General features: G+C 64.8%; 26 protein-coding genes. 9 read left to right on the top strand and 17 right to left on the bottom strand.

The window, feature by feature from the left end:
• Positions 1-16 precede the first annotated feature (16 nt).
• Together HHL08_RS14550 and HHL08_RS14545 are read left to right on the top strand one after the other, a co-directional pair.
• Positions 17-988, top strand: coding sequence for a cell wall hydrolase (locus tag HHL08_RS14550; RefSeq protein ID WP_169573879.1), 972 nt, complete (start codon positions 17-19; stop codon positions 986-988).
• Between the two features lie 362 nt (positions 989-1,350).
• Positions 1,351-1,479, top strand: a complete 129-nt coding sequence (locus HHL08_RS14545; protein ID WP_088184748.1) for an entericidin A/B family lipoprotein — start codon at positions 1,351-1,353, stop codon at positions 1,477-1,479.
• A gap of 325 nt (positions 1,480-1,804) precedes the next feature.
• Here HHL08_RS14545 and tatC read toward each other — a convergent pair whose 3' ends face one another.
• The 9 genes from tatC to HHL08_RS14500 form a co-directional block, all read right to left on the bottom strand.
• Entirely contained in the window at positions 1,805-2,584 is a 780-nt protein-coding gene (gene tatC, locus HHL08_RS14540) for a twin-arginine translocase subunit TatC (protein ID WP_169573878.1), read from the bottom strand.
• A complete protein-coding gene (gene tatB / locus HHL08_RS14535) occupies positions 2,581-3,042 on the bottom strand; it encodes a Sec-independent protein translocase protein TatB (protein ID WP_169573877.1) in 462 nt (153 codons plus the stop codon). Before tatB ends, tatC begins: the two co-directional genes overlap by 4 nt.
• A gap of 27 nt (positions 3,043-3,069) precedes the next feature.
• Positions 3,070-3,318 (bottom strand): twin-arginine translocase TatA/TatE family subunit, encoded by a 249-nt coding sequence (locus HHL08_RS14530; RefSeq protein WP_169573876.1) that lies wholly within the window; start codon positions 3,316-3,318, stop codon positions 3,070-3,072.
• Between the two features lie 28 nt (positions 3,319-3,346).
• Entirely contained in the window at positions 3,347-3,940 is a 594-nt protein-coding gene (gene scpB, locus HHL08_RS14525) for an SMC-Scp complex subunit ScpB (protein WP_169573875.1), read from the bottom strand.
• A complete protein-coding gene (locus tag HHL08_RS14520; RefSeq protein WP_169573874.1) occupies positions 3,937-4,713 on the bottom strand; it encodes a segregation and condensation protein A in 777 nt (258 codons plus the stop codon). Before HHL08_RS14520 ends, scpB begins: the two co-directional genes overlap by 4 nt.
• Before the next feature lie 2 nt (positions 4,714-4,715).
• Entirely contained in the window at positions 4,716-5,729 is a 1,014-nt protein-coding gene (gene nagZ / locus HHL08_RS14515) for a beta-N-acetylhexosaminidase (protein ID WP_169573873.1), read from the bottom strand.
• Between the two features lie 64 nt (positions 5,730-5,793).
• Positions 5,794-6,516, bottom strand: a complete 723-nt coding sequence (locus tag HHL08_RS14510; RefSeq protein WP_169573872.1) for an SPOR domain-containing protein — start codon at positions 6,514-6,516, stop codon at positions 5,794-5,796.
• A 10-nt stretch (positions 6,517-6,526) separates the two neighbouring features.
• On the bottom strand, positions 6,527-8,251 hold the full coding sequence (gene argS, locus HHL08_RS14505; RefSeq protein WP_169573871.1) for an arginine--tRNA ligase: 1,725 nt from the start codon (positions 8,249-8,251) through the stop codon (positions 6,527-6,529).
• Between the two features lie 205 nt (positions 8,252-8,456).
• Positions 8,457-9,065 (bottom strand): hypothetical protein, encoded by a 609-nt coding sequence (locus HHL08_RS14500; RefSeq protein WP_169573870.1) that lies wholly within the window; start codon positions 9,063-9,065, stop codon positions 8,457-8,459.
• Between the two features lie 226 nt (positions 9,066-9,291).
• Between HHL08_RS14500 and ispH the strand changes: the two genes are divergently transcribed.
• From ispH to rnhA, 3 genes are all read left to right on the top strand, one after another.
• Positions 9,292-10,251 (top strand): 4-hydroxy-3-methylbut-2-enyl diphosphate reductase, encoded by a 960-nt coding sequence (gene ispH / locus HHL08_RS14495; RefSeq protein WP_169573869.1) that lies wholly within the window; start codon positions 9,292-9,294, stop codon positions 10,249-10,251.
• Between the two features lie 3 nt (positions 10,252-10,254).
• Positions 10,255-11,232 (top strand): homoserine kinase, encoded by a 978-nt coding sequence (thrB, locus tag HHL08_RS14490; protein ID WP_169573868.1) that lies wholly within the window; start codon positions 10,255-10,257, stop codon positions 11,230-11,232.
• 80 nt (positions 11,233-11,312) lie between these two features.
• Positions 11,313-11,759 carry a ribonuclease HI gene (rnhA, locus tag HHL08_RS14485; protein ID WP_169573867.1) on the top strand — a complete coding sequence of 149 codons (447 nt, stop codon included), beginning with the start codon at positions 11,313-11,315 and terminating at the stop codon, positions 11,757-11,759.
• A gap of 67 nt (positions 11,760-11,826) precedes the next feature.
• Here the strand turns inward: rnhA and HHL08_RS14480 are convergent, their stop codons facing one another.
• Complete coding sequence (locus tag HHL08_RS14480; RefSeq protein ID WP_169573866.1) at positions 11,827-12,609, bottom strand: nucleotidyltransferase family protein; 783 nt, start codon at positions 12,607-12,609, stop codon at positions 11,827-11,829.
• A 224-nt stretch (positions 12,610-12,833) separates the two neighbouring features.
• A complete protein-coding gene (locus HHL08_RS14475; protein WP_169573865.1) occupies positions 12,834-14,405 on the bottom strand; it encodes a M23 family metallopeptidase in 1,572 nt (523 codons plus the stop codon).
• Positions 14,406-14,603: 198 nt separating this feature from the next.
• Here HHL08_RS14475 and HHL08_RS14470 point away from each other — a divergent pair, with 198 nt between their 5' ends.
• The 4 genes from HHL08_RS14470 (at position 14,604) to HHL08_RS14455 (ending at position 18,982) form a co-directional block, all read left to right on the top strand.
• Entirely contained in the window at positions 14,604-17,390 is a 2,787-nt protein-coding gene (locus HHL08_RS14470) for a helicase-related protein (RefSeq protein WP_169573986.1), read from the top strand.
• Complete coding sequence (locus HHL08_RS14465) at positions 17,383-17,679, top strand: RNA-binding S4 domain-containing protein (RefSeq protein WP_169573864.1); 297 nt, start codon at positions 17,383-17,385, stop codon at positions 17,677-17,679. Before HHL08_RS14470 ends, HHL08_RS14465 begins: the two co-directional genes overlap by 8 nt.
• Positions 17,680-17,870: 191 nt before the next feature.
• Positions 17,871-18,209, top strand: a complete 339-nt coding sequence (gene fdxA / locus HHL08_RS14460; protein ID WP_169573863.1) for a ferredoxin FdxA — start codon at positions 17,871-17,873, stop codon at positions 18,207-18,209.
• Between the two features lie 245 nt (positions 18,210-18,454).
• Entirely contained in the window at positions 18,455-18,982 is a 528-nt protein-coding gene (locus HHL08_RS14455) for a CarD family transcriptional regulator (protein ID WP_007709832.1), read from the top strand.
• A gap of 96 nt (positions 18,983-19,078) precedes the next feature.
• Here HHL08_RS14455 and HHL08_RS14450 read toward each other — a convergent pair whose 3' ends face one another.
• The 6 genes from HHL08_RS14450 to HHL08_RS14425 form a co-directional block, all read right to left on the bottom strand.
• A complete protein-coding gene (locus HHL08_RS14450; RefSeq protein ID WP_169573862.1) occupies positions 19,079-19,321 on the bottom strand; it encodes a hypothetical protein in 243 nt (80 codons plus the stop codon).
• Between the two features lie 78 nt (positions 19,322-19,399).
• Positions 19,400-19,903: an asparaginase domain-containing protein gene (locus tag HHL08_RS14445; protein WP_169573985.1), complete on the bottom strand. Its 504-nt coding sequence runs from the start codon at positions 19,901-19,903 to the stop codon at positions 19,400-19,402.
• Between the two features lie 62 nt (positions 19,904-19,965).
• Positions 19,966-20,778: a pyrroline-5-carboxylate reductase gene (gene proC, locus HHL08_RS14440; RefSeq protein ID WP_169573861.1), complete on the bottom strand. Its 813-nt coding sequence runs from the start codon at positions 20,776-20,778 to the stop codon at positions 19,966-19,968.
• A gap of 4 nt (positions 20,779-20,782) precedes the next feature.
• Positions 20,783-21,289, bottom strand: coding sequence for a type III secretion system chaperone family protein (locus tag HHL08_RS14435; protein WP_169573860.1), 507 nt, complete (start codon positions 21,287-21,289; stop codon positions 20,783-20,785).
• 53 nt (positions 21,290-21,342) lie between these two features.
• Positions 21,343-21,642 carry an accessory factor UbiK family protein gene (locus tag HHL08_RS14430; RefSeq protein WP_169573859.1) on the bottom strand — a complete coding sequence of 100 codons (300 nt, stop codon included), beginning with the start codon at positions 21,640-21,642 and terminating at the stop codon, positions 21,343-21,345.
• Positions 21,643-21,685: 43 nt separating this feature from the next.
• Complete coding sequence (locus HHL08_RS14425; protein ID WP_169573858.1) at positions 21,686-22,234, bottom strand: TspO/MBR family protein; 549 nt, start codon at positions 22,232-22,234, stop codon at positions 21,686-21,688.
• Between the last annotated feature and the right edge of the window lie 11 nt (positions 22,235-22,245).

Here is a 22,245-nt window from a genome sequence, read left to right as displayed (position 1 = left end):
AGCAACAGGGTTTGGCATGCGGTTTTTTGCGCAGATGCGGGGATGGAAGGGACATGGGGCGATCCTTGCGATCGCGCTGCTGTTGCTCGTCGCCCCGCGCCTGATCACCGCCGCGCCGCTCGACATGCTGGACGGCGAACAAAGCCGATCGATGGCCGATCCGGCGGAAGATTCGGGCGCGAACTTCCCCGGCTCCGCCTTTTTCTATGCGCAAGGGGCGTTCGATCCGGTGCCCGGCGTCGCCACGGTGCAGAGCGAGCATGTTCTGGGCCTAGACGAAGTGAAGGCCGCGCCCGCCATGATCTTTCGCGGCCTCACCGGCCTCGACAGCTATCGCGCGCTCAACTGCCTGACCTCGGCCGTCTATTATGAGGCCGCCAACGAACCGGACGATGGCCAGCGCGCGGTGGCGCAGGTGGTTCTGAACCGCGTGCGCAGCCAGCTATGGCCCAATACGGTGTGCGGCGTCGTCTATCAGGGGTCGGAACGCACCGACTATCGATGCCAGTTCACCTTCAGCTGCGACGGGGCGATGGCGCGCGTGCCCGCCGCGGCCGCATGGGTGCGGGCGCGGCGCGTGGCGGAGGACGCGCTGGCGGGGAAAGTCTATGCCCCGGTCGGCCTCGCCACCCATTATCACACGCTGGCCGTGCGGCCCGACTGGTCGTCCAGCCTACAGGCGGTGGCGGTGATCGGCGCGCATATCTTCTATCGCAATCCCGGCTTCAGCGGCACACCCGCGGCCTTCGCCGCCCCCTATCTGGGGCGCGAGACGATATCGGGACCGGCCCGCACCAGCTGGCCCGCCCGCCCGGCGCAGCCGATCGAGATGCTGGCAGCGCCCTATACGCCGCCCACCCAAGCCCTACCCCCGGTCGCGCCGCGCAGCGGATGGACACCAGCGCCGCTACCGCAGCGTGTCGATGACGGCCTGCCGGAATCCACCATCCGGCCGGAATATCGCAACAGCGGCCGTCCGCTCATCTGACATCGTTTTTTTGCCAGAACCGGCGGTTTCTTGCGGTTAAGAATCTGATAATCATCGAAGTGACTGGAAAAAAGGCATATTAAAAAATGCTTTTTTGAAGGCTGGCGGGAACCGATTTGGGCCATGACGGGTTCTGTATTCCGGATAGCAAATCTTTTGCCCCCCGCTCTTGCTATCCGCAAAATATGAGCCCGGAACGTCTCCCCCCCCGACACGTTCCGGGCTCAGACTTTTTCCGGGGCCTTTCCTTTTGAAATCTTTATTCTTTTCGGCTGCGGAACGTATCGCGGCAGCGTGGGTTCTTCCTGTGTCACTGCGATGGCGTCGCCATCCGGTCACAGATTTTGACGAGGAGATTTCCGATGACCAAGAAAATTCTAGCCGCCGTGCTGCTCACCGGATCGCTCATGGTTGCCGCGTGCAACACGGTCGAAGGCGCAGGCCGCGACGTGCAGAGCGCCGGCAAGGCCGTGGAAAAGACTGCGAACTAAGGGTCGAACAGACCCGATAGTTTACTACCCCGCTCCCTAGCATGGCCCGCCCGTCAAACGGCGGGCCTTTTTTTGCGCAGCGAAGAAGGACGCTGTAGGCTTCGACCAGAAGCGGGCGTGCGGCGGCCATTCCGGCTTGCCCAATAGCCGTCACCCCAGCGAAGGCTGGGGTCTCAGGCGACGGCGCGCTACGTGTGGGTAAGCGCTCATTTCGACCGCTGCGTGCTCCCGCGCGAGACCCCAGCCTTCGCTGGGGTGACGGGATTTTCCTGGTTGTTAAAGTGAAGTCCGGTGAAAAGCGGAATGGCAGAAAACCCAGCGCCAGTTACGCCGAAGCCTCTTCCGCCGCCTCTTGCTTGGCCGCCCGGCGGTCGGTGAACCAGATCGCGACGATGGTGATTTCGTAGAGCAGCAACAGCGGGATCGCGAGCATCAGTTGCGACACCACATCGGGCGGGGTCAGCACGGCCGCCAGGATGAAGGCCGCGACGATCATATAACGCCGCATCCCGATCAACTGCGCCCGCGTGACGAAGCCGGCGCGGTTGAGCAGCATCAGCAGCACCGGCATCAGGAAGCTGATGCCGAAGGCCAGGATGAATTGCATGACGAGGCCGAGATAGGCGTCCGCGCTGGGCAGCGCCTCCACTTGCAAGCCGCTGCTATTCCCCTGAAATTCCAGAAAGAAGTGGAAAGCCATCGGCATGACCACAAAATAGGCAAGGCTGGCGCCAAGCGCGAACAGGAAGGGGGTGGCCAGGATGAAGGGCAGCAGCGCCTTCTTTTCCTTGGCATAGAGGCCTGGTGCCACAAAGGCCCAGAGCTGGTTGGCGATGATCGGGAAGGACAGGCAGAAAGCGCCGAAAAAGGCGATCTTCACCTGAACGAAGAAGGCTTCGTACAGCTTGGTATAGACCAGCTTGCCGCCGCCATCGCCAAAAGCTTCCTTGAGCGGATGGACCAGGATCGTGAAAAGCTGCTCGGAAAAATAGAAGCAGATCGCCCCGGTCGCTACCAGCGCATAGACGCATTTGAGCAAACGGCCGCGCAGTTCGATAAGATGGTCGAGCAAGGGTGCCTTGCTGTCGTCAATATCCCCGATCATGCCGCTGCATCACCCTTGCGTGGCTGCGCGACAGGCTCGGCAGATGCCTCTGCGACATAGGGCGGGCCGTCCGCCGCGGGGGGCGCGACAGGCGCCGATTCGGCAATGAAAGGCGGCTTTTCCGCCGGTGCTTCGGCCATATAGGGCGGTATACCCTCCGCAGCGGATTCGGACGTCGCGGATTCGCCCGGCGCGGGCAGCGCTTCGGTCGCCGCGACTTCGGGTGGATGCTCGTCCATGATCCGCTTGTTCTGCGCCGCCCATTTCTTTTCCAGCTCTTCCAGCTCCACTTCGCGCACCATCGCGTCGATGCCGGTGCGGAAGTGCCGGGCCATGCCCTGCGCCTTGCCGACGATCTGCCCCACCTTGTACAAGGCGCGCGGCAAATCCTTCGGCCCGATCACGATCACGGCTATGATCACGATCACCAGAAATTCGGACGAATCGATACCAAACATGCGGGACTACCGGCCTGCGCTAGAGGATCAGGCCTTGGTCTTTTCTTCGGTCGCGCTGGGGGTCGGCGCGTCCTGCTCCGGCACGCGATGCCCTTCCAGGCGCGTCGCGGGCTTGGCCGGGGTCGCGTCGTCGTCGCTATCGTCGGCCATGCCCTTCTTGAAGCTCTTGATGCCCTTGGCCACGTCACCCATCAGGCCAGAAATACGGCCGCCGCCGAACAGCAGCATGACGACCAGGAGCACGATGACCCAGTGCATCAGCGAAAAGGAACCCATTTTTCAATACTCCTAGTAGAAGGCCTATCTAGGCGTCTTCATCGTCATTTTCCACAACGGATTGACCGCCCAGACCCTCCAGCGCCAAATCGACCGGGTCGAGCAGGCCCGCGGCGCGCAGATCGTCCACGCCCGGAAGGTCGCGCCGGCTGCTAAGCCCGAAATGTGACAGAAAATCTACGGTCGTCGCATAGATAAGAGGGCGACCGGGCACTTCGCGTCGTCCGGCAGGGCGCACCCAGCCCGCTTCCATCAGCACGTCGAGCGTGCCCTTGGCCACCTGAACCCCGCGGATCGCCTCGATTTCCGCGCGGCTTACCGGCTCATGATAGGCAATGATCGCCAGCGTCTCCATCGCCGCGCGCGACAATTTGCGCGGCTCGTCCTTTTCGCGGCGCAGGATATGGGCCAGGTCGGGCGCGGTCTGAAAATGCCAGCGCCCGCCCCGTTCGACCAGATTGACCCCGCGCCCGGCATAATGATCGGCCAGCGCGCCAAGCGCTGCGGGAAGATCACCGCCTTCCCCGACATGCAATTTGATGTCGGCGGGCGTCAGCGGCGTTTCCGCCACGAACAGGGCGGCCTCCACCGCGCGCAGGAAATCGTCGGGTTCGGGGGTCATGCCACGGCTTCCTGATTCGGCGGCGCGGCGCGCAGATAGAGCGGTGCGAAAATGCCGTCCTGCTGCATCTCCAGCCGCCCCTGCCGCGCCAGTTCCAGCGCCGCGACGAAGCTGCTGGCGAGCGCCGACTTCGCCTTGGGCGCGTCGAGATCGGGCGGCAGGAAGGATTCGAGCCGGGTCCAGTCGAGCGCCGCGCCCACCAGCGAACCGACCCGCTGGATCGCCTCGTCCAGCGTCATCACCGGGCGCACCGCGATGATGTGGACAGCCGGCTGGGTGCGGGCGCGAATCTGGCCGTAGGACTGGATCAGGTCATAGAGGCTGGCGCGCCATAGCGCCTTCTTGACCAGCCGCAGCCCTTCCGGCTTGCGCCGGGCGAAGACATCGCGTCCGACCCGGTCGCGCGCCATCAGCCGGGCGGCGGCGTCGCGCATGGCGTGCAGCCGCTGGAGCCGTAATTGCAGTCGCAGCGCCAAATCTTCGGGGCTGGGATCGGCCTGTTCCTGCCGCGGCAGCAGCAACGAGGATTTCAGATAAGCGAGCCAGGCCGCCATCACCAGATAGTCCGCCGCCAGTTCCAACCGCAATTCCCGCGCGCCATCGATGAAGTCCAGATATTGTTCGGTCAGCGCCAGAATGGAAATTTCGCGCAGATCCACCTTCTGCGTCCGCGCCAGGCTGAGCAGCAGGTCGAGCGGCCCTTCCCACGCCTCGAAGCTGACGGTGAGCGTTTCTGGGCTGGGAATGGCGGGGGCAATAAAGAGATCGTCCACTTTCAGGCCGCCACCAGCCCCAGCAGCATATCCCGCGTCGCCAGCAATTCCCCGATCGGTGGCTGGTCCGTCCCCCGCGTCACCGATGCCATCGCCCGGTCGAGCCGCGCCCGCGCCTTGTCCGTAATCTCAGGCAACAGGTCTGCGATCCCGACCATATCGTCCATCTTGCCCCAGCAGTTGAGCGCCAGATCGCATCCCGCCGCGACCACGCCGGCCGCGAGGTCGGGGATGCTGCCCTTGAGCGCCTTCATGTCCAAATCGTCAGACATCAGCAGCCCGTTGAAGCCGATCCGCTGCCGGATGATCTCCCCGATGATGGTCGGCGAGAGGCTGGCCGGGTGCTGTGCATCCCATTCGGTATAGACGACATGGGCGGTCATCCCGATCGGCGCCTGGTTGAGCGTGCGGAACGGCGCCAGGTCGGTTTCCAGCGCGTTGAGATTGGCGGTCACCACCGGCAGGGCCAGATGGCTGTCGACCATCGCCCGGCCATGGCCCGGCATATGTTTGACGATGCCGACCACGCCGCCTTCGGCCAGTCCCTCCAGCGTGGCGCGGCCCAGCGCCGCGACGCGCATCGGGTCGGCACCCAGCGTGCGGTCGCCCATAATGTCGCTCGCGCCGTCCTGCCGCACGTCGAGCAGCGGCAGCGCATCGACGGTAATGCCGACTTCCGCGAGAGTCAGTGCGATGGCGCGGGCATTGGCGCGCGCGGCGGCGATCGCGCTGGACGGGGCAAGGTCATAGAGCCGGTCGAACTGCGCGCCCGCCGGGAAGCTGGGCCAGACCGGTGCCTGCATCCGCGCCACCCGGCCGCCTTCCTGGTCGATCATGATGAGCAGGTCGTCGCGGCCATGCAGGCTGCGCAGATCGTCGGTCAGCGCGCGCAACTGCGCCCGGTCGGCGATATTGCGTTTGAACAGGATGTATCCGGCGGGCTGCGCCTCTGCAAAGAAGGCGCGCTCGTCGCCGGTCAGGGTTTCGCCGGACAGACCGAAGATGACGGGTTTCATGACCATGAGACTAGCGGGGCGGAACGACATTGTCGAAGGAGAAGAGCAGCGCGCCCTTCCCCCTTTAATTGACCACCAGGCAGCTTTCGCCCGCGACCTTCAGCTTGCCGCAGATCATGCTTGCCTGGCCGCCCGCGCTCGCGCGCAGGCGATAGACGGTGCCGCCTCCGACCTGCGCCGGTTCGACCGTCATGGCGAGCGGGGCGAGATAGGCGAAACGCTTGGACAGCTTGGTCCAGGCGTCCTTGGCCCCCGACGCGCTGCCATAGGCACCAAGCTGGATCATCGCGCCACCGGCGGCGGCCTTTGGCGTTTCAGCCTGGCGCACTCCGGTTTCATCGGTAACGCGCGCCGTGACGCTGGCGGCGGGCTTGTTCGGCGCAGCGGGTGCCGGGGCTGCGGGTGCCGGCGCGGTCTTGGCGATCGGCGCTTCGGGCACGCGGCTGGGATCGATCCGGCCATCGCGCAGCACGCCTTCGCTGGCGGCGAAGCTGGAGTCGCCTTCGCCGGCGAACTTCTTGGCGTCGGCTTCGTTAGCGGCGATCTTGTAATCCTGCGGCGGCGCGGCGATCAACTGCCCCTCGCCAGCGCCACCCGCGCCGTTACGGTTCTGTACCCACCACACCCCCGCAACCACTGCGCCGATCAGCGCGAGGCCCAGCAGGATCAGGCCGAGCAGCCGCAGCGGCGAGATCGGCTCGTCACCGTCATCGTCGATCGCCGGCTCCAGCCACGGCAGACGATCTTCATCGTCCAGATCCAGTCGCCCACGCGCATAATCGCTCATTTCCAGCGCCTCACTGCATTTCCGTCAGGGCCGCAACGCCCATCAGGGCGAGGCCGTTGCGGATAATCTGCCCTATTCCTTGCGCCAGGAAAAGGCGCGTGGCGGTCAGCGCCGGATCGTCGGCAAGGATGACGCGGGCGCGCGGATCGTCATTGCCCATGTTCCACCAGCCGTGGAAGGCGGAAGCCAAGTCATTGAGATAGAAGGCAACCCGGTGCGGCTCGCGGGCCAAAGCAGACCCTTCCACCACCCGCGGGAACTGGGCGGCGAGCTTGACGATGGCCAACTCCGCCGTCCCAAGAAGGGACAGGTCGGGCGCGGGCAGGACGATCCCCGCCTCCTCCGCCCGTCGTCCGAGCGAGGCAATCCGCGCATGGGCGTACTGGACGTAGAAGACCGGATTGTCCTTCGACGCCTCCACCACCTTGGCAAAGTCGAAATCCATCTGGGCGTCGGCCTTGCGCGTCAGCATGGTGAAACGGACGACATCCTTGCCCACTTCCTGCACCACATCGGCCAGCGTCACGAAATTGCCCGCGCGCTTGGACATCTTCACGGGCTCGCCATCGCGCAGCAGGCGGACCATCTGGATCAGCTTGACGTCGAACCGCGCCTTACCCTCCGTCAGCGCGGCGACGGCGGCCTGGATGCGCTTGACCGTGCCGGCATGGTCCGCGCCCCATATGTCGATCAACTGGTCGGCGGACTGTGCCTTCTGGTAGTGATAGGCCATGTCGGCGCCGAAATAGGTCCAAGACCCGTTCGACTTCTTGATTGGCCGATCCTGATCGTCGCCAAATTTTGTGGAGCGGAACAGCGGTAGTTCGACTGGCTCCCAATCGTCGGGCAATTCGCCCTTGGGCGCTTCCAGCACGCCGTCATAGACCAGGTCATGCGCGCGCAGCCAGGCTTCGGCCTGCTCCGGCTTGCCCGCCGCCTGCAATTCCGCCTCTGACGAGAAAATGTCGTGATGGATGCCCAGCAGGGCCAGGTCGGCGCGGATCAGGTCCATCATCTGCGCCACGGCGAAGCTCCGGAAGGTAACGAGCCAGTCGCTCTCCGGCGCGCCGACGAACTTGTCGCCATATTCGGCGGCCAGCGCCTGACCCACCGGCACCAGATAGTCGCCCGGATACAGGCCTTCGGGGATGGTCACATCCTCGCCCAGCGCCTCGCGATAGCGGATATGGGCGGAGCGGGCGAGGACATCCACCTGACCGCCCGCGTCATTGATATAATATTCGCGGGTCACCTTATGCCCGGCATATTCCAGCAGCGTGGCGAGCGCGTCACCCACCACCGCGCCCCGGCAATGGCCCATATGCATGGGACCGGTCGGGTTGGCGGAGACATATTCGACATTGACAGTCACGCCCTGGCCGATACCGGACTGGCCATAATCATCGGCATCCGCATGAATTGCGGCCAGTTCCGCGCGCCAGGTCGGATCGGTCAAGGTCAGGTTGATGAAGCCGGGACCGGCGATGGCGGCGCTTTCGACCTCATCGAGCGCCTGTAGCTTGGTCACGATCGCGTCAGCCAGCGCGCGCGGATTGGTGCCCGCGGGCTTGGCCAGGACCATTGCGGCATTGGTGGCCAGGTCGCCATGGCTGGGGTCGCGCGGCGGCTCCACGGTCACCGGCTTGCGGTTAAGACCGGCGGGCAATGTGCCCTCAGCCTCCAGCGCGTCCAGCACGGCGTCGAGATGGGCGGTGAAACGGGTGTAAAGGGACATCGAACGATCCTGCATCACAAAAAAATACCGTTCGTCCTGAGTAGCCATTGAGCGAAGTCGGAGTCGAAGACGACCGAAGGGCAAATGGCGTATCGAAGGATCTGGATAGAAGGATCTGGATAAATGTGATGCTTCGATACGGGCCTTCGGCTTCGCTCAGTCCCTACTCAGCAAGAACGGAGGATAGGTAAACTGCGAGAAGCTCTTAACGGGTCGCGTTATATCGGAGCTGATCCTGGGTCAGGTTGAAACCCACGAGCAACTCGAAGCTGGTTCGCTGCAATGCCGCCTTGACGTCGGGCTGGGCGAAGGGATCGATCGCGGCGTCGGCGTCGCCTGCCTTGCGCTTCTGCGTGATCTTGGTCTGGATATCGGCGGGCAGCGTCGCGGCCGACTTGTTCACATAGGAGCCGGCCTTGCCCTGCGCGCTGGCGCGATAGTCGCCCGCCGCGAAGTTCAGCGTCACCTGGCCCACGCGCTTGGCGACGACATTGGTGCCGGCCTGCACAACAGCGGAGAAATAGGGCAAGGTTACCTGCCGCGCCGCGCTGGCGTCGCTGCGCCGCGCATTCACGGTGAAGGTCGCCTCGGTATAGAATTGCTCCCCATCCGCGCAGGTCGAACGCAGGTTGGTGATCTCCGCCACCACGTCGATCGCTGCGGCATCGGTGCGGCCGGGCGCGGTAAACAGGGTGATATCGCCGGTCTGCGCGGGAATCGCCGCTGTCGGGCAGGCCGAACGCACCGCGACGATGCCGCCGGTCGCGTCGATCTCGCCCCGGCGCGAACAGCCCGCCAGAGCGAGGGCCAGCATGGCAGTCACGGCGATATGAGACACTTTCACAGGCAGATATTCCTTCGCATGGCCCCACAGACCAAAAGCTTTGCGCTTCCTTATCCATCCGCCGCCCGCCACGCAACCGCCCATCCTTTCCACATATAAGGACGCGGCTTTCGGGTTCGCGCCTTCTTCCGGTTCGCTCTTTCCTTTGGCCGGTTGGCTCTTTCTTCCGGCCGCACATTCGCCTAAGCGGCAAGGCATGACGCACGCGCCCTCCGCCCGCCCGCCGATGAAGCTCCTGATCGCCGCGCCGCGCGGCTTTTGCGCAGGGGTCGACCGCGCGATCATCATCGTGGAAAAGGCGATCGAGAAATATGGCGCGCCGGTCTATGTCCGCCATGAAATCGTCCACAACAAATATGTCGTGGACGGGCTAAAGGCCAAGGGCGCGATCTTCGTCGAAAGCCTGGACCAGGTGCCCGATGGCGTGCCGGTCGTATTTTCCGCCCATGGCGTGCCCAAGGCGGTGCCGGCCAAGGCGGAGCAGCGCGGCCTGGACTATCTCGACGCCACCTGCCCGCTGGTCAGCAAGGTCCATCGCCAGGCGGAGCGGCAGGTGGAGGCCGGCCGCCACATCCTGTTTATCGGACATAAGGGGCATCCCGAAGTGATCGGCACCTTCGGCCAGGTGCCCGACGGCGCGATGACCCTGATCGAAACGGTCGAGGATGCGGAGGCTTTCGCGGCCGCCGACCCCGACAATCTCGCCTTCCTGACCCAGACGACGCTGTCGGTGGACGATACCGCCGCGATCGTCGCGACGCTGGAGCGCCGTTTCCCCACCATCGCAGCGCCCAAGGGCGAGGATATCTGCTACGCGACATCGAACCGCCAGACCGCGGTGAAGGCGATCGCCGCCCGCTGCCAGGCGCTCTACGTCATCGGCGCGCCCAACAGTTCCAACTCGCTGCGGCTGGTGGAAGTGGCGGAGCGCGAAGGCACGCCCGCCCGGCTGATCCAGCGCGCATCGGAGATCGACTTCGCCTGGTTGGACGGCGTGACGACGCTGGGCCTGACCGCGGGTGCCTCCGCACCGGAGATATTGGTGCGCGAAGTGGTCGATCGGCTGGCGGAGCGCTTCACGGTCGAAGAGGAACAGGTGGAAACCACGCGCGAGACGATCGCCTTCAAGCTGCCCCGCGGGTTGGAAGCCGCCTGAACCATGGCCGTCTATACCCATGTTCCCGCCGAAGAGATCGACGCCTTCCTCACCCGTTACGACGCCGGTCGGCTGGTGTCGGCCAAGGGGATCGCCGAGGGGGTGGAGAACAGCAATTATCTGCTGGAAACCACCGGTGCGGATGGAACGAGGCATCGCTATATCCTGACGCTTTACGAAAAGCGGGTGGATGAGGCGGACCTGCCCTTCTTCATGGACCTGCTCGACCATCTGGGCGCGCGCGGCTGTCTGGTGCCGCGCTTCATCGCCGATCGGGATGGCAAGCGGCTCCAGCAATTGTCGGGCCGCCCCGCCTGCCTGATCGAATTTCTGACCGGCATCAGCGTCACCGAACCGACCCCCGGACAGGCGCGCGCCGCCGGCGTGGCGCTGGGCGAACTGCACCGGGCGGCGCTGGGCTTTGCCAGCGAACGACGCAATGCGCTCGACATCGCCGGCTGGCACGATCTGGCGGCGAAATGCGGCGACGATTTCGACCAGATCCAGCCCGGCCTGGCCGCGCGCGTCGCGCAGGAGCTGGCGTTTCTGGACGCGCATTGGCCCGCCGACCTGCCGCGATCGGTGATCCATGCCGATCTCTTCCCCGACAATGTGCTGATGTTGGGCGAGGATGTGACGGGCCTCATCGACTTTTATTTCAGCTGCACCGACATCCGCGCCTATGACCTGGCCGTCACCCACAGCGCCTGGTGCTTCAGCAATGATGGCGCGATCTGGTTCGGCGCGCGCGGCGCAGCGATCGGCGCAGGCTACCGCCAAGCGCATGGGTTGAGCGCCGCCGAATGCGCCGCCTTCCCGATCCTGTGCCGCGGTGCGGCGCTGCGCTTCCTGCTGACCCGCGCCTATGACTGGATCAACACACCGGCCGACGCGCTGGTGACGCGCAAAGACCCGCTCGCCTATCTGCGCCGGCTGGACTTCTATGCGCAGGCCGAACCCGCGACCTTGCTGGGCGCCTAAGCCCCCACCAACACCCGTTCGCTTCGAGCGAAGTCGAGAAGCGGTTCTCGATTTCGCTCGAACCGTGCGGAGGAGAATATATGACCGACCTCCCCACCATAGACATCTTCACCGACGGTGCCTGCAAGGGCAATCCTGGTCCGGGCGGCTGGGGCGCGGTGCTGCGCTTTGGCGACAAAGAGAAGGAAATTTCCGGCGGCGAGGCGCAGACGACAAACAACCGCATGGAGATGATGGCCGCGGTGGAAGCGCTGAACATGCTGAAGAAGCCGTGCAAGGTGACTATCTACACCGACAGCAAATATGTGCTGGACGGCATCACCAAATGGATTTTCGGTTGGCAGAAGCGCGGCTGGCGCACCGCCGACAACAAGCCGGTCAAGAATGTCGAAATCTGGCAACTGCTGGTCAAGGCGATCGCGCCCCATCAGGTGACCTGGCAATGGGTAAAGGGCCATGCCGGCCACCCGGAAAATGAACGCGCCGACGCACTGGCCTGCGCGGCGGCGGAGAGTTTCCGGCGGTAATCCTCCCGCATCCGTTCGTTTCGAGCGCAGTCGTGAAATGAGAAGCGCCAACTGTGGCGCTCTTTGCTTATCGTCGCTTCAAAATCGTCTCGATCAGCGTCACGTCCGCCGGCTTGTCCGCGTCGATGCACGCCTCCGGGCTGTCCATCGCCACCAGCCGCGCGGTCAGGCCGAACTTGAGCCCGATCCGCGCGATACCGCCGCGTAAGGTGAGGATGCGCAGCAATGCACCCATCAGCGCGAACGGCCCGAAGGCGGCCAATATCTTCCAGCCCTTCTTGCGGTCCTGCTCCACCTCTTGCCACAGCGCGATCACCGGGCGGGCCTTGTTGCTGCCAAACCAGAAGATGTTCGCGCCCGACCACCATCCGTCGCGGAATTTGAGCCAGGTGCGGCGCGAATCGGGATAGCGGGCCAGCAATGTCGCGCGCTCCACCATGGCGACGGCAATGTCCGCGCCGCTGGCTTCCGCCACAAACTGGTCGAGCATCGCGCCGTCTAGCAGCACGTGGTCCGCCGTGGTCAGCAGGATCGGGAACGGCACATCGCCCGTCTCCAGCAGCGCCAGCAGCGACGAGGCGATCCCCTGCCCGCCCGTCTCGAACCGCACCCGCGGATGATCGGCCAGCCAGGCGGTGGCGGGATCAGCGGCGAAGACGTCGGGCCGCTGCGTCAGCACGATCACCTGCCCGATCGCAGGATGGTCGAGCAGCGAGCGCGCCGGGCGGTTGATCATCGGTTCGCCCCCGACTGGGACGAGTGGCTTGACCGGCACGCCGGCGGCTATGGCCAGCGGATCGGCGATGGGGCGCGCGCCTGCGAGCAGGATGGCGGTGATGGAACCAGTCATCGCCGCGCCCTAGAGCATTCTGAAGGCGGCTGGAACAGCCGACGACTCGCAGAATGCGGAAAAACAAGAAAAACGGAGCCGACGATGCACGGGAAGGGGCGTTTATGCGCAACAGCCCAACCGTTCAGGCTGAGCAAAGTCGAAGCCCTATATTAAGCGGAGGCGAAGTGGCTTCGGCAGGCTCAGCCATGCCCTTCGACTTCGCTCAGGGCGAACGGGAGTTATCACTTGCCCGACGCCACCGGCGCTGCCACAGCCTTCTGTGCAAACGCTTCGTGGCTTCCCACGCGCAGCCCCTGATATTGCGCCAGTCGCGCCCGGAACGCCGCCAGTTCGGCCCCTGCCAGTTGCGCCGTCGTGGTGAACTTCACCGACAGCGGATTGACCGTCGCGCCATTGCGATACAACTCGTAATGGAGATGCGGCCCGGTCGACAGGCCGGTTGACCCGACATAGCCGATCACCTGGCCGCGCCGCACCCGCTGGCCCGTCGCTGCGGCGATGCGGCTCATATGGGCGTAACCGGTGGCGAGGCCGCCGCCATGCTGGATGCGGACATAATTGCCATGGCCGCCATGCCGCCCGGCAAAGGCGACCACGCCGTCGGTGACGGCATAGATCGGCGATCCATAGCGTGCCGCGAAATCGATGCCCGCATGCATCCGCGTATAGCCCAATATCGGATGACGCCGCGCGCCATAGCCCGACGACATGCGCCCGGCGACCGGGGCGGACAGCACGCCGCGCCGTTCGCCCACGCCCGACGCCTCGAACCATTCGGTGCGGCCGTCCCTGGTCCATTTGAGCATGTCGACCGACTTGCCGCGCGCACGCTTCAACCCGGCATAGAGCAGGTCACCCACCTCCACGTCGCCGGTTTCGGCGCGGCGATATTCGGTGACGATGTCGTATCGATCGCCAGCGCCGATACCGCCCAGATCGACCTGCCCCGCGATCACCCGCAGGAAGGCCTGCACCGCCTTGGGCGGCGCGCCGGACGCGCGGGCGGAGCGGTAGATGCTGTCGCCGACCACGCCCTGGATGCGCAGCGGGGTGTTGTCGACGCGGATGGGGATGCGCTTGACCGACAGCACGCCGGCCGCGCGCGTCAGTTCCAGCGCCAGGTCGAGCCGCGCGCGGAAGGCAAGCTTGTCCAGCGGACGCGGCCGGTCGCGGCTGACGCGACGGCCCAGGATGATGTCGAGCCGGGTGCCGGGCTTGACGCCTTCGCTGATGTCGCCGCCCACCATGGACGTGATCGTGGCGACGTCGCCGCTGCTGACGCCGGCACGCGACAGGGCGCGGGGGAGCGTGTCGCTGCTGCCGATCTGGGCGCTCAGTTCGATCTGTGGCCGTTCGGGCGTTTCGCGCAGCGGTTGCACCGCGTCGGTCGCGCCCATATGCCGGCCGCTGTCCGCGCCGAGCGCCAGCGGCGTGATCATCTGGCTGCGCACTTCGTCATAATGCCCGTCGCTCAGCCGCGCGCCGGGCAGGCCGGGAATCGGCTGGAAACCGGGGGAGAGATAGAGGGCGGTGGCGCACAGGCCGAAACAGGTGAACAGACCGCGGAACCAGGTGCGGCTGCCAACCCGTTCGGCGAGGTCCGGGACCAGATCGACCTCGTCGGCCCAATCGCGGAGCCGTGCGCGCCAGTCCTTCGTCGCCGCCACGGGCGCATGGCCCAGTGCGTCGGCCATCCATAGCGACATGGATGCGCCGCCCTGCTGCGACCCGAACTGGTGTTCCTGAAACAAACCCGCGACCCCAAAGGCTTTTTGTCGTTGCTGCGTCGGCATTGCTGCATTGGCAACGTCCCCCGCGCCATGCGTGGGCGCGACTGTTGTGAACGCACAGGGTTAAAGTCAAATAAAGACGTTGCGATGACATTGCGGGCCGCGACAAAGCGTGTCGATCGCCGGACGGGCGCTCGTAACGCCAAGGAACCCTATAATCCCCTTGCTCCCCGCTCTGTCCTCCCCGACATAGGGATGACCATGGTCCAGTTCGCCCGTTCCCCCATCACCGCCGTTCTGGGTCCAACCAATACCGGCAAGACGCACCTCGCGGTCGAGAGGATGTGCGGCCATAGCAGCGGCATGATGGGCTTTCCGCTGCGGCTGCTGGCCCGCGAAGTCTATGACCGCGTCGTCGCGATCAAGGGACCGGCGCAGGTCGCGCTCATCACCGGCGAGGAAAAGATCGTGCCGCCGGGTGCCCGCTACTTCCTCTGCACCGCCGAATCGATGCCGATCAGCCAGGGCCAGCGCGACACCGACGTAACAACAAACGGCCTGAAAGATTTCGCCTTCGTCGCGCTGGACGAGGCGCAACTGGGTGCCGACCCGGAACGAGGCCATATCTTCACCGACCGGCTGCTGCGCGCCCGCGGCCGGGAAGAAACGATGATCCTGGGGTCCGCCAGCATCGCGCGCGTCGTCAAATCGCTGGTCCCTGATATCGACATCATCGGCCGCCCGCGCTTCTCGACCCTCTCCTATGCCGGTGCGAAGAAGCTGTCGCGCCTGCCCAAACGCTCCGCCATCGTCGCCTTCTCCGCGGAGGAAGTCTATGCCGTCGCCGAAATGCTGCGGCGCTTTCGCGGCGGCGCGGCGGTCGTAATGGGGGCGCTCAGTCCCCGCACCCGCAACGCGCAGGTGCAGATGTTCCTGAATGGCGACGTCGATTATCTGGTCGCGACCGACGCGATCGGCATGGGCCTCAACCTCGACGTCGCCCATGTCGCCTTCGCGTCGCTGCGGAAATATGATGGCCATCGCACCCGCCGCCTGACCGTCAGTGAAATGGCGCAGATCGCCGGGCGCGCAGGCCGCCACCACAAGGACGGCACATTCGGCAGCTTAGGGGGAGAGGATGGCGACGCCGCCTTCACCCCCGAAGAAATAGAAGCGATCGAGGCCCATCGTTTCCCGCCGATCGATCAACTGTTCTGGCGCGACGGCACGCCCCGCACCGAGCGGCTGGACCAGTTGATCGCCGATCTGGAGGAGCGCCCCGACCGTCCCGAATTGCGCGCCGCGCCGCAGGCGGTCGACCTCGCGGTCCTCAAACGGCTGGCCGAAGACCCGCTGGTGATCGAGCGGGTGCGGACGAAGCGTCAGGTCGAGCGGCTCTGGGCGGCCAGCAGCCTGCCCGACTTCCAGAAGCTGGGCGCGGACCATCATGCTCGCGCGGTCAACCGCATCTGGCGCTTCCTGTCGGAGGCGAATGGCTACATCCCGCGCGACTGGTTCGCCCAGAATCTGGCGCGACTCGATTCGGTGCAGGGCGATATCGACACGCTGTCGGGCCGGATCGCGGCGGCGCGCACCTGGTCCTATATCGCCCATCGCCCCGACTGGCTGGAATATCCCGCCGAGATGGCGGAACGGACCCGCGCGCTGGAGGAAAAGCTGTCCGATGCGCTGCACGCCGCGCTGACGCAGCGTTTCGTGGACCGGCGTACCTCCGTCCTGTTGCGCGATATCGGGCAGAATGCCAGCAACCTGCCGGTCGTCGTGGAGGCGGACGGGAGCGTCTGTGTCGATGGCGAGACGATCGGAAAACTTGACGGCTTCCGATTCTCGGTCGATCCCGCTACGCGACATCAGGATCGAAAGATGTTGCTGGCGGCCGCGGAACGGCGCCTTGGAAAGGTATTGCGAGTGAAGGCAGACGAACTGGTGAGCGCTGTGGATACGGATTTCGCGCTCATGGACGAAGCAGGACAGGCACCGGGCATCGCCTGGGGCGAAACGCCGGTAGCGTCGCTGCTGGCGGGACCAAACCTGCTTGCGCCCGAAATTCGGCTGGATCGCGCGATTCTCGACCTGGATCAGGATGTCCAGAAGCAGGTCGCCACGCGCCTGACCGCCTGGGTCGAGGCGCAGAAGCAGAAGCATCTCCTCCCCCTCGTCAAAATGAGCGAAAGCGCGTCCGATCCTGAAACGCCCGCCGTTGTCCGCGCCGTATTCGCGCAACTGGGCGATGCCGGCGGCGTGATCGCGCGGACGGATCTCGATTCGGCGCTAGGCCATCTCGACAAGGACCAGCGCCATTTGTTGCGCAAGGCGGGCATCGATATAGGCGTGCTCGACATTTATCATCCCGGCCTGTTGAAGCCCGGTGCGGCGCGCTGGCGCTCCGCCCTGTTGGCCGCGCGCATCGGCAAACCCTGCCTGCCGCTGCCGCTGCCCGGCATCACCCTGATCCCGACCGGCGAGAAATTCGAACAGATGGGCGCGCGTATCGCCGGCTTCCGCGGCTTTGGTGATCAGATGCTGCGCATCGACATGGCCGAACGCATGGCCCGCACCGCGCATGAAGCCATCGCGAAGAACGAAGCCTTCACCCATGTCAGCCCGCAGATCGTGTCGCTCGGCCTGTCCGAACCCGCCTTCCTGCAACTGATGCGCCTCGCGGGCTTCCGCCCTGTGGAGGCGCCTGCCTCGAAGCCGACCGCAGAAGCGGTCGAGGGCGTAGAACCGGTCGAAAGCGCGGAACCAGTCGAAGCCGTTGAAGCACCGACCGTCAATGCAGCTAACTGGGTATTCAAAGGTCGGCAGAAGCCACGTCCAGAACGCGCGCAGCAATCGCGCGGCCCCCGCCGCGGCGACAATCCGGGCGCTGACAAGCAGAATGAGGGTAAACGTAGCGGTGGCAAACCGCGCAACGAACGCCAACAGCGCGATCGCACGGGTGACGCCCCGGCGCATCGCAGCAGCCCGGCCCCGGTCAACAACGCCTTTGCGGGGCTTGCCGACCTGCTCGGCCGCAATGGCTAACCCGGTGACCGGCATCGGCCATGGGCCGAGCCTGCGCATCGACAAATATCTGTGGTTCGTCCGGCTGTGTTCCAGCCGGTCGAACGCACAAAAGCTGGCCGAAACCGGCCATATCCGGCTGAATGGCCGCCGCATCGAACGCGCCCACGCGCCGGTGCGCGCGGGCGACCTCATCACCTTCCCCCATGGCGACGCCGTGTGCGTGGTGCGCGTGATCCAACTCCCCACGCGCCGCGGCCCGGCGGCCGAAGCGCAGGACTGTTATGAGGAACTGACGATCGGCGCGTGAGCGCGCGCGATCAGGGATCGCATCATCAGGTTCGTCGCAACACGCGGAAAATGTCGTCCTGCGACGGTGTGAACTTCGGTCGACTGGGCCGCCAAACCGGTCCTAAACACCGGGCAACAATATCCTCATTGACCTTCGGCTTGCCTGAGCATAGCAGGACCGCGTTTTTCCAAGCCAAGAGTGCCCTGACAATGACCTATGTCGTGACCGACAACTGCATCCGCTGCAAATTCATGGATTGCGTCGAGGTCTGCCCTGTCGATTGTTTCTACGAGGGCGAGAATATGCTGGTCATCAACCCCAGCGAGTGCATCGACTGCGGCGTGTGCGAGCCGGAATGCCCGGCCGAAGCGATCCTGCCCGATACCGAGAACGGCCTGGAAAAATGGCTGGAGCTCAACACGAAATTCTCCGCCGAATGGCCCAACATCACGGTCAAGGGCGACGCGCCCGCCGATGCCGAAGAGATGAACGGCGTGGAAGGCAAGCTGGAGAAATTCTTCTCGCCCGAGCCCGGCACCGGCAACTGATCCGGGCGGCCCGCGCCGTCCATCCTGCGTCCCGTTTTGCGCCACGCTCCCGGCCACTATGTCCGGGGGTGGTAATTTTGTTACGAATCTGCTAAATAGCGCTCCAACGGCCGGACATACCCCTGTCCAGCCTTGGAGAATACGCTTCATGTCTTGACGGTGGCGCCGTGGACCTCCCGGCTTATGTCTCTTGCACATCTGCCCCCGCGACGGCCCGTCCCCCGGTCGAATTGGAAAGGTATCAAATGGCTGCCAAAGCGCTGTCCTTTGACGTTGGTGATTATGTCGTTTACCCCAAGCATGGCGTTGGCCGTGTGATCGAACTGCAAAAGGAGCAGATCGCGGGCATGGAGCTGGAGCTGTACGTGCTCCGTTTCGAAAAAGAGCGCATGACGCTGCGCGTGCCGACCAACAAAGCCGAAGGCGTCGGCATGCGCAAGCTGTCCTCCAACAAGACGCTGGAGGAATCGATGGAAACGCTCAAGGGCAAGCCCAAGGTCAAGCGGACCATGTGGTCGCGCCGCGCCCAGGAATATGAAGCGAAGATCAATTCGGGCGACCTGGTGTCGATCGCCGAAGTGACGCGCGACCTGTTCCGTGCCGACGACCAGCCCGAACAAAGCTATTCCGAACGCCAGATCTTCGAAGCGGCGTCCAGCCGCCTGGCCCGCGAACTGGCGGCGATGGAAGAAACGGACGAGCCGACCGCTCTGAAGAAGATCCTGCGCATACTGAACGAAGCCGCGCCCAAATATGCCAAGGTCGAAGGCTGATCAGGCCCACGACGTCAGGCTTAGACAGAAAAAGGGGCGTTCCGGTGATCGGAACGCCCCTTTTTCATGCCTGCATCATACAGAATTAGATCGCGGTCATTCGCCCTTGGCGGCGCCGGCGGCATCCTTGGCTGCATCGCCGACATCGCTGGCGGCCTGACCGACCTGGCCCGCGGCGCTCGATATGGCATTGTCCTTGCTCGTCTGGCTGCTGATCAGGAAGAAGGCGGCCACCGCCACAACAACAACCAGCAACAGGACCGCGAACATCGTGCCGCCGCTGCTGCGCTTTTCGATTACGGTCGTCGTCGTGACCGGACGTTCCTGATAATCGCTCATATCTCTTCCTCCTCGACATGTACCCTGCGCGATCAATGCGCAAATGGGCGGCAAGGTTCCGGTAGAGAAACGACTGCGTCAGTCCGCGATCGGCACGAAGGCACCCTTGGCCCGGTCCTTGATCACCTTGTCGGCGCGGAAGACAGAGCCACTCATGGTTATATAGACGCCCGGCTCCGCCACCTGCGCCGTGGCGAAGGCCATGCCGAGGTTGAAGCTGGCGTCGCTCTCCCCAAAGCGCGCGGGGGCGAGCGCGCCGACGAGTACGATGGTCTTGCCTTCGATCCCGGCCAGCTGCTTGGCCGTATCGGTCATGGTATCGGTGCCATGGGTGATGACGATGTGGCGTTCCGTCGCCGCGGCGACGCGGGCGTAGATCAGCGCGCGATCCGTGTCGTTCAGTTCCAGACTATCCTTGCGCGTCACTTCCTCGATACGGAAGGGGCGCTTGACCCGCGCGACCTCCAGCAGCTTGGCCATAACGGTTTCGCCGACCTGATAGTCGGACAGGGCGTCGAAATAGATTTTGTCGATCGTGCCGCCAGTGGTGAGCAGCAGGATGGGGGTATCCGGGGACAATATGGCGGACTCCGGGGTCGGTAAGCGCGCGCCTTAGCGCAAAAGCCTGCCCCTCGAAACAGCCCTTATGCCCCGCGCGCCATCGCTTCGCCGCGGTCGCGGGCCGCGGCCAGCGTATCGGTGAGCAGAGCCAGCAAGCGGTCGTCGGCATCGAGAACATTCAGCCCTTCACGGGTCATGCCGCCGGGGCTTGCTACCTTATCGGCCAGCACACCGGGACTGTCGGCGGCGCGGGCCGCCATATCGGCTGATCCCTGCACCGTCGCCAGCGCCATGCGCGCGGCTTGATCGGCGGGAATGCCGATCGCTTCGCCCGCCCGCGCCAGCGCGTCGATGAAGCGGAACAAGAAAGCAGGGCCGCAGCCCGACAGCGCCGTCACCTGATTGAACAGGGCTTCGTCGGCAATCCATTCGACCAGGCCCAGCGGCTCGATCAACGCGGCGACGTCCGCCTTGGCCTGCGTCGCGGTCGCCGCGTCGGTGAACAGTGCCGTCACGCCCTCCCCAAGTCCGACCGGCAAATTGGGCATGGCGCGCACGATGTCGCGGGCTGCGGAGAAACGGGCACGCAGATCGGCGAGCGTCGTGCCGGCCAGGATCGAGACGATGCGCGTATCGGCGGCGCAGAGCGGTGCCAGTGCAGCGGCGACAGCGGCGATCTGATAGGGTTTCATCCCCAGCAGCACGGTCGTTCCGGCGGGCAGCGCGTCGGGATAGTCGGTCACGACCGCCACGCCATCGGCCACCGGCCTGCCACTGGGGCGCAACACGGTGACCCGCGCGGGGTCGAGGCCGCAATCGAGCCAGCGAGACAGCATCTGCCCCGCCATATTGCCGCAACCAACGAGGAGGAGATGATCGGGCCAGCTCTGTATCATCGGATCAGGCCTCGCCGCGGGTTTCGATCAGGCTGGCGGAGATCGCTTCCGCTGGCGACTTGCCACCCCAGAGGACGAACTGGAACACCGGATAAAAACGCTCGCATTCGTCGATCGCGGTTTCCACCAGCAACTGCGCTTGGTCGAGCGTCAAGGTGCCGCCCGCACCCAGCAGCGCGCCATGGCGGAACAGGATGATGCCGCTCGACGACCATAGCTCGAAATGCCCTAGCCACAGCTGTTCGTTGATGAGGCCCAGCGTCTCGTAGACGGTGCCGCGTTTTTCTTCGGTCACCCGAATGTCGGGCAACGCCAGTAGTTGCAACACCTGATCCTCGTCGCGCCAGATGCCGCGCAGCTCATATTGCGCCCACGACCCCTGGGTATTCGCGACGATCTCATCTTCGCCGACCTGCTCGAACGTCCAGCCATGCGCTTCGAAATAGGCTGCCAGCATGTCGATCGGCGCGGCTTCCCCGCCGCCATGTTCAAATTCGTCGCTATCCATCATCGGCGCGCCTTATCACCGCCTACCGCGAAAGGACAGACGCAAGGATGGCAGGGTCAGACCGGGTCCGTCGGCTTGGGCTTGGCCGCCTTGACGGTCTTGGTGACGGGTTCGCCGGCCTTGCCTTCCAGGGCGTCGAGCCGCGCTTTGAGCAGTTCGACTTCCTCGCGCGCGGCGGCCGCCATCGCCTTGACCGCGTCAAATTCTTCGCGCGACACGAATTCCATGCCGCCGATCCATTCCTTCGCCCGCTCGCGCGCGTTGGTTTCAAATTCGCGGCCCATGCCCGCCACGGTGCCGGCGGCGCCGTTCACCAGCTTGGCGAGATCATCGAAAAAGCGGTTTTCGCTCTGCATTGGCTTTATCCTCTGTCCGGCGCGCGATCGGCGCGCCCATGATTCATATCTGGGTTCTGAGCGCCGGGGCGACAAGGGTCGCCGCATCGGGGTTCAGGCGGCCGATCTCATAGTTGAGGAAGGAAGCAAAGGCCAGCCACGCCAGGTAGGGCAGTAATAGCACGCCAGCGAGGCGGCGGATGCGCCAGAAAAGCGCGGTCGTTACGGCGACCAATACGAAAATGATGAGGATCAGCGCCAGCGCGCTGCCGACCTGATGCGCGCGAAAGAAAAGCGGCGACCAGCAAAGGTTGAGCAGCAACTGAATCAAGAACAGGGCAATCGCCGCGCCGCGCCCCTTCGCCCCGCGCGCGTGCAGGACGATGGCGAAGGCCAGCGCCATCATGACGTAAAGGATCGTCCAGGCGACGCCGAACGCCCAGCCGGGCGGCATCAGTGCGGGCTTTTCCAGCGCGTCGAACCAGCGATTGCCATAGCCGCTATTGGCAAGCCGCCCCGACAGGAACCCCAGAAAGACGATCGCCGGCACCGTAACCAGCGCCCAGCGCAAATAGGCAAGACGCAACTGACCGGGGGACGCAATCTCGTTCATCGGCAACGCAG

Origin of the sequence: Sphingobium psychrophilum (assembly GCF_012927105.1) — a bacterium.
In the GTDB taxonomy this organism is placed as follows: domain Bacteria; phylum Pseudomonadota; class Alphaproteobacteria; order Sphingomonadales; family Sphingomonadaceae; genus Sphingobium; species Sphingobium psychrophilum.
This window is presented reverse-complemented; position numbering and strand designations above follow the sequence as displayed.

Excerpts from the sequence above, each read along its gene's own strand:
- HHL08_RS14450 (WP_169573862.1), bottom strand. The coding sequence starts at position 19,321 with ATGAGCGATTATCAGGAACGTCCGGTCACGACGACGACCGTAATCGAA.
- tatB (WP_169573877.1), bottom strand. The coding sequence starts at position 3,042 with ATGTTTGGTATCGATTCGTCCGAATTTCTGGTGATCGTGATCATAGCC.
- HHL08_RS14475 (WP_169573865.1), bottom strand. The coding sequence starts at position 14,405 with ATGCCGACGCAGCAACGACAAAAAGCCTTTGGGGTCGCGGGTTTGTTT.
- HHL08_RS14480 (WP_169573866.1), bottom strand. The coding sequence starts at position 12,609 with ATGACTGGTTCCATCACCGCCATCCTGCTCGCAGGCGCGCGCCCCATC.
- HHL08_RS14425 (WP_169573858.1), bottom strand. The coding sequence starts at position 22,234 with ATGAACGAGATTGCGTCCCCCGGTCAGTTGCGTCTTGCCTATTTGCGC.
- nagZ (WP_169573873.1), bottom strand. The coding sequence starts at position 5,729 with ATGAAACCCGTCATCTTCGGTCTGTCCGGCGAAACCCTGACCGGCGAC.
- tatC (WP_169573878.1), bottom strand. The coding sequence starts at position 2,584 with ATGATCGGGGATATTGACGACAGCAAGGCACCCTTGCTCGACCATCTT.
- HHL08_RS14470 (WP_169573986.1), top strand. The coding sequence starts at position 14,604 with ATGGTCCAGTTCGCCCGTTCCCCCATCACCGCCGTTCTGGGTCCAACC.
- HHL08_RS14465 (WP_169573864.1), top strand. The coding sequence starts at position 17,383 with ATGGCTAACCCGGTGACCGGCATCGGCCATGGGCCGAGCCTGCGCATC.
- HHL08_RS14550 (WP_169573879.1), top strand. The coding sequence starts at position 17 with ATGCGGTTTTTTGCGCAGATGCGGGGATGGAAGGGACATGGGGCGATC.
- scpB (WP_169573875.1), bottom strand. The coding sequence starts at position 3,940 with ATGACCCCCGAACCCGACGATTTCCTGCGCGCGGTGGAGGCCGCCCTG.
- HHL08_RS14455 (WP_007709832.1), top strand. The coding sequence starts at position 18,455 with ATGGCTGCCAAAGCGCTGTCCTTTGACGTTGGTGATTATGTCGTTTAC.
- HHL08_RS14545 (WP_088184748.1), top strand. The coding sequence starts at position 1,351 with ATGACCAAGAAAATTCTAGCCGCCGTGCTGCTCACCGGATCGCTCATG.
- HHL08_RS14510 (WP_169573872.1), bottom strand. The coding sequence starts at position 6,516 with ATGAGCGATTATGCGCGTGGGCGACTGGATCTGGACGATGAAGATCGT.
- fdxA (WP_169573863.1), top strand. The coding sequence starts at position 17,871 with ATGACCTATGTCGTGACCGACAACTGCATCCGCTGCAAATTCATGGAT.
- argS (WP_169573871.1), bottom strand. The coding sequence starts at position 8,251 with ATGTCCCTTTACACCCGTTTCACCGCCCATCTCGACGCCGTGCTGGAC.
- proC (WP_169573861.1), bottom strand. The coding sequence starts at position 20,778 with ATGATACAGAGCTGGCCCGATCATCTCCTCCTCGTTGGTTGCGGCAAT.
- HHL08_RS14435 (WP_169573860.1), bottom strand. The coding sequence starts at position 21,289 with ATGATGGATAGCGACGAATTTGAACATGGCGGCGGGGAAGCCGCGCCG.
- ispH (WP_169573869.1), top strand. The coding sequence starts at position 9,292 with ATGACGCACGCGCCCTCCGCCCGCCCGCCGATGAAGCTCCTGATCGCC.
- HHL08_RS14530 (WP_169573876.1), bottom strand. The coding sequence starts at position 3,318 with ATGGGTTCCTTTTCGCTGATGCACTGGGTCATCGTGCTCCTGGTCGTC.
- HHL08_RS14430 (WP_169573859.1), bottom strand. The coding sequence starts at position 21,642 with ATGCAGAGCGAAAACCGCTTTTTCGATGATCTCGCCAAGCTGGTGAAC.
- HHL08_RS14500 (WP_169573870.1), bottom strand. The coding sequence starts at position 9,065 with ATGCTGGCCCTCGCTCTGGCGGGCTGTTCGCGCCGGGGCGAGATCGAC.
- rnhA (WP_169573867.1), top strand. The coding sequence starts at position 11,313 with ATGACCGACCTCCCCACCATAGACATCTTCACCGACGGTGCCTGCAAG.
- thrB (WP_169573868.1), top strand. The coding sequence starts at position 10,255 with ATGGCCGTCTATACCCATGTTCCCGCCGAAGAGATCGACGCCTTCCTC.